The sequence below is a fragment of the Oleiphilus sp. HI0123 genome (assembly GCF_001635315.1).
Genome location: NZ_LWGE01001348.1, coordinates 1 through 4,510 on the forward strand (window position 1 = coordinate 1; position 4,510 = coordinate 4,510).

At 40.3% G+C, this 4,510-nt stretch carries 4 protein-coding genes; all 4 read left to right on the plus strand.

Annotated features, from left to right (window positions below; translation table 11 throughout):
• Positions 1–764, plus strand: a 764-nt coding sequence (locus tag A3761_RS16820) for a hypothetical protein (protein WP_231881246.1), incomplete at its 5' end; no start/stop codon positions are given.
• 26 nt (positions 765–790) lie between these two features.
• Positions 791–2,746, plus strand: a complete 1,956-nt coding sequence (locus A3761_RS16825; RefSeq protein ID WP_068512444.1) for a caspase family protein — start codon at positions 791–793, stop codon at positions 2,744–2,746.
• A 20-nt stretch (positions 2,747–2,766) separates the two neighbouring features.
• Positions 2,767–3,759, plus strand: a complete 993-nt coding sequence (locus tag A3761_RS16830) for a hypothetical protein (RefSeq protein WP_156491909.1) — start codon at positions 2,767–2,769, stop codon at positions 3,757–3,759.
• Positions 3,760–3,828: 69 nt separating this feature from the next.
• Positions 3,829–4,104 carry a hypothetical protein gene (locus A3761_RS16835; RefSeq protein ID WP_068515084.1) on the plus strand — a complete coding sequence of 92 codons (276 nt, stop codon included), beginning with the start codon at positions 3,829–3,831 and terminating at the stop codon, positions 4,102–4,104.
• Positions 4,105–4,510 lie beyond the last annotated feature (406 nt).

The following is a 4,510-nucleotide window of genomic DNA, read 5'->3' on the forward strand; positions in this document are numbered from 1 at the left end:
ACAACATAAGAGTGTCTTTTAAAGAGCCCAGTCAAGGAACTGAAGAAGCGGCGATTCTACAGAGTTATGATATCAGCGCAAACGTCGCTTATGCACCGTCAGACAGCGCAAAAATAGGCGGCACATTAAAAATCATATCGGTAAAAGAAAAAGATGTGAGCGATAAGGTAAGGCAAGAGACGTCGGGGTATGGATTACAGTTAGGGGCAAACTATAGATTACTTGATAAACCAATCGACTTCACATCAAGTTCTGGATATTTAGCGTGGGATGTAGGCGCAGCTTACCATTTTGAGTCGACTCATACCCCATTCGAAAACGATTTTAATCATCCCCTAAGAAACCGAGAGATTACAGCATACCCGGAATCAGTATCAGTTGGTTCGAAGATGAGTCTTGGTTGGATCTTTAGCGAAGTAAGTTTCCAACTCAATCTTAACGCAGATTTCGAAAAACTTAAGTACAGCGGGATGTCGGATTTATTGTTTCAAACTAGCGACTCTTTAGATATCGAACTTACAAAGAAAAAGCTCGGTGCTGAACTACTAATCGGTGGTGCCACTTCTTCGAACACTTTTGCGATAAGAGCTGGCATAACAGATCAAACTGGAAATTATTCTGATTTAGCGGATGAACAGCGAGCTTCGGTTGGTCTAGGTTTTGTTAGAGGTGGCTTTTCAGTTGATTTCGCTGCGCAACAGTTTTTTGGGGCTAGCGAGAACAAATTCAAGATAGGAATGCTAGAAATTGGAATCGAGTTTTAAGGTTGTTTTAGAGAAGGTATAGAAAGATGAATATGGTTAAAACGTCTGTAGTTTTTGTTGTGTTGTTTGCTATTAGCTTGAGTACTTTTGCTGCAAAGAATGACACAGCATTTGAGCTTTTTACTGACGCTGAAAGAGCTTTAGAGGAGGGAGACCTTAATGAATCTAAAAGGCTAGCAGAAAACGCGATTAATTTAGTCCCTGGTGATGGTCGTATCACTATCAATAAGCAAGCAAAATACCGATTTGCTTCATTTGGTAGAGGCTTAAAACCAGTTAGGTATTATGATGGTGATGACGTTGATTATCGACCAAACAAGTTACTGAGAAAAGTAAAGGAAAAAGCTCGGGAGCGATCAGAGAGGTTAAGAGCAACGCTGAAAAACGATAACCCGCCTCGCCTTGTAGTAGAACCAAGATTAGTTGATTCAGACTCAGACGGAATTTATTACGAAGATGAGACTCTTGAGATACAAGTGCTCATTAGAAATGAAGGAGAGGGACTAGCTGAAAACGTAAAGCTTATCATTGATGGACGTAGTTCAATGCCAAGTCTACTTTTCAAATCTTTTATCGGTGAGATCCCTCCAAACAGTGAACGGATACATTCGCAAACTATTTTATTGCCTCGAGAATACGATGACGATGAGTTAGATATTGTTGTAAAAGCTGAAGAAATGGATGGCTTTGGCGCCGATATAGCTAAATCGAGTTACCAAATCCACGAGTGGGAAGAACCCAGAATAAGAATTACAACACGGAGAACGTTTGAATCACTAAAGCCTGGGCGCACAAGTAAGTATGAATTGATTGCCGAAAATATTGGCAGCACGCCAGCACGTAATATTGCAATACATACCGAACTAGAAACGAAAGGTATACGTCTAGTCGATGAACAGTGGCCTGAAAGGATAGCCTTGTTAGCTCCAGGAGAACGGCTTCCACTCACTTTATTCTTAAGAGGTGACTTGGAGCTGGATAAGAATACTAAACCGGAATTCAGTATACATATAAAAGACCTGGGTATCGATGACGCGAAACATTCGATAAAACGGATCGCAAATTATTCCTTGCATATCGAGGAAGGTTTTAGATATCACCATTCAGGAAATGTCAAACAATATGCAGTTTCTAACATCGGTTTAGCTGAGGAGGATAAAAGACCGGCAAGGATAAGCAAGAATAGGATAGAACATACTGACAATTATGCGCTCGTTATAGGTAACAGAAACTATTCTAAAATGCCGGGGCTACCCGTTAGATATGCGTTGAAAGATGCAAAATTGATGGCTGACGTGTTTGAAAAGAACATGGGGATTCCAAGTCGAAATATCGCTCAATACCATGATGTTTCCTTAGGTGAGTTCAAAACCATAATTGGCGCGAATGGCAAGCCTGGCAAATTCCAGCGTTCAGTTAACGGGTTGAGTGAGGGAAAGGCCAATACAGTGTTCGTTTTCTATTCTGGGCATGGTGTGCCTGCAATTAATGATAAGTGGGCTGCTTACTTAATGCCTAGCGACGCGACACCCGATTCAATTGATGTATCTGGCTATCATCTTGACGAGTTTTATCGCCAGCTTTCATTAATTGATGCTGAAAATATCGTAGTGTTCCTAGACGCATGTTTTAGTGGAAATGCTCACGACGGAACCTTATATCCAAACGTAAGTGCGAGTGTATTGAGGCGACCCTTAATATCTGTACCTACGAAAAATAGTGCGATCACAGTATTTTCCGCGACACAGTCGGAAGGAGTAGCAACTTGGTATGACTATGTTGGCAATGGTCTATTTTCAAACTTTTTAGCTAAGGGCTTAACGGGAAAAGCTGACAACGATGGCGACAAAAAGGTTACGACTGATGAACTCTACAGTTATGTAGACAGGAAGGTATCGGTTGTATCCGCGGTACTTGGAAGAAACCAAGCACCTTCGATTTTTAGTGAAGGCGATGTTGAGCTTGTTAGGTACCGTTACTGAGATAAGGAGATCCAATGATAATGAAAATTGTTCGATATGTTGTAGTGATAATGGCGTTGGCTTTGAATGGTTATTTTGTGCAAGCAGGGTCTTGTCTACAAAAAGGCGTTGGTCTCATTAACATAATAGAACCTGGACTATACGAGGTGTCAGGAATAGGGGCTACACAGAAAGATGCATTTGAGGAGGCGTCAATTAATCTTAGCTATGGTCTCAACACAAAGGTAAGTTCCAAGTGCTTTGATATCGATAGCTCTAATTTTCAAGAAAATAGTATCCAGAGCTGTAAAAACAGTGTCAGAAGTCGGTCAGAGATTGGTTACACACCAATCATTTCTGTTGATAAATGCAGTGGGTTCCAGGTTGTGAGAATACGTTATGACGCAAGACCTCTGATTGATCGAATGGATTTGCTGTCGTTGGATTTAAAACATTCTGAGGAGCTATTAATTGATCAAAGAAAGCTAATTCCGTTCTCTGTATTGCTAAGAAATATAAGGAGTGGAAAGTTAAGGTTAAGGTTTGACTCAGGGAATCGTATATGGGCCATAGTGAAAGATTCTCAAACAATGTGGTTGACCACTAAGGACTTTATTAATCAAGTGCGCTGGGCAGGATGTGAGCAGGAAGATCGGTTTGAATTCTTGTTGGGCGCTAATTCCGTGAAAGCAGCAAGGCACGAACAGAACGTAAGAGTTAAAATCTCAAATAAGAACAAAGCACGTTTTGCTTCGCTTTGGGAGCTGGACAGCGGTGTTGGAGCAGAACTGATTGGTAGCAACTTGAATCCTGAGAACGGATTAAATAATAATATTCTGACTTTAGATTTCGCTAATTCACTTATTCAGAAGAAAATATTTATTTCATTGTTGCTTGATGAAAGGCTTTCTATCGACGGAGAGCAAGAGAATTTTACTCTAGATCAATTTCTGGAGGAGGTTGTGCTTAACGAGTTGGTTAGCGGCAACGGGCAGTTTTGTGCCTATACGGTTTATAACAAAGAGGCTCTTTAGATACGGATAACAACAAGTTAAAGCACTTGTCAAAGAAACTCAAACAGCGAATCACTGGGAGCGAAATTGATGGAAGCTAAAAATGGTAATGGATTGTTTGTTATTGACGAGAGGGGCAAATTTTATTTTACAGCGCAAGGTAAGGAGCAGCTTAGTGGGTTGTTCGAATTGGCAGGAATTGATTTTGATAATATCAGAAGCTTTGATGATTACATCAGAGCCCGAGAACACGCTTCCCCATATTTTGGTTTGTGGCTCAAGAAATACTGTGAAAGTTTGCCCGACAGTAATGACTACAGAATGATTAAAGCTTGCCTTCTTGAAAGACCGCTACATTTAGAGTGAACTTCGGTTTAAATAAATATGTGACTAGTGGTATGTAAGAAGATATTACGTATCACTGTACTTAATGAAAATTGAATCTGCCTTAGGTCTTGGTGCTGTATTGCAAAGATGTTGTGATTATTATCTCTGGATATATTCAGTAAGATCGGAGCTTTAGTCGCATGGCCGGTTTTCAGATTAGAACTTAAGATACTGGTAATGCGCACTAGCCTTTGAGGGGCAATAGCACTTACGTTTGGCTGCTGTCCGTGTTGATGGTTTTTTGCATCAAATAGTTTTATCGGTGAAAGTGCATGATGTAAGTACATGGCTGTAGTAATTCTCGAGTAATTTATGATTTCAAGTGTTCAGTTTAAAGTGTTAGAGTGTAAGCTTGTTCGTAAACTCTAATTGCACACTTTATTGA

Coding starts and splice junctions, on each gene's coding strand:
- A3761_RS16825 (WP_068512444.1), top strand. CDS start 791: ATGAATATGGTTAAAACGTCTGTAGTTTTTGTTGTGTTGTTTGCTATT.
- A3761_RS16830 (WP_156491909.1), top strand. CDS start 2,767: ATGAAAATTGTTCGATATGTTGTAGTGATAATGGCGTTGGCTTTGAAT.
- A3761_RS16835 (WP_068515084.1), top strand. CDS start 3,829: ATGGAAGCTAAAAATGGTAATGGATTGTTTGTTATTGACGAGAGGGGC.